1 protein-coding gene is annotated in these 898 nt (G+C 72.2%); it reads left to right on the top strand.

What is annotated here, in order from left to right:
• Positions 1-898: hypothetical protein (locus FL311_RS43380; protein WP_141333551.1), on the top strand; the 898-nt coding region annotated here is incomplete at both ends.

The following is an 898-nucleotide window of genomic DNA, read 5'->3' on the forward strand; positions in this document are numbered from 1 at the left end:
CTCCCGGCATGCCACGGGCACAGGCCCCCTCCGTGAGCCCCGGCTACGAGCCACTCGCGCCCACCGCGCCCCACACGCCGCCGGACGAGGAGCTCCCCACGCTGGAGCTGCTTCCTCAAGAGGCCGATGCGAGCGAATCCGACGTCCTCGAGACCTCCGAGTCCGACGTCGTCCCCGCCGAGCCTCCAGACGCCGAGACCGACACGGAGGACGTGCCCGAGGTCGCGCTGGGCAACTTCCGCCAGCTCTTCGAGACGCGGTTGCATCCGCAACCCGAGGACCAGCGTGTCGCGCTGGCGCACACCGCGCAGGACCCGGAGCTGTCCGCGTTGTGCTTCGACCCGCTGCCTTCGGTCATCAAGGCGGTGATGGAGAACCCCCGCGTCGGGCTCGCCCACGCGCGCCTCATCGCGCGCAACCACAGAAACCCCGTGGGCCTGGAGTCGCTCTGCGCCCGCGCGGCCTTCGCGGCGGACACGGGCGTGCGGCGCTGGCTCGTGCGCAACCCGCAGCTGCCCGCCAGCCTGTTCCGCAGGCTCTGGAGCGCGCGCCGGTTGATGGAGCTCTACAAGGTGACGGTGGACCGCGACGTGCCCGAGTCCACCCGGCGCTCGTCCCGCGAGGTGCTCCGTCAGCGCTTCACCACCGGCCCCGCCGAGGAGAAGGTGGAGCTCATCCTCAACACCGAGGGCCGCGCGCTCGCGGCGCTCATCGGCATGTCCGTGGATGGGAAGACGGCGTCCCTGCTGTGCGGACGCACCTACCGCTCGCCCATGCTCATCCAGAACATCGCGCGCTGGAGCGCCGCGCCGCCCGCCCTCATCGCCCACCTGCTCAAGCAGGAGGCCGTGCGGAGGCAGCCGCAGCTGCGCACGCTCCTCACCCGCCACCCCAACGC

It is taken from the genome of Myxococcus sp. AB025B, from assembly GCF_006518215.1.
Taxonomy (GTDB): domain Bacteria; phylum Myxococcota; class Myxococcia; order Myxococcales; family Myxococcaceae; genus Myxococcus; species Myxococcus fulvus.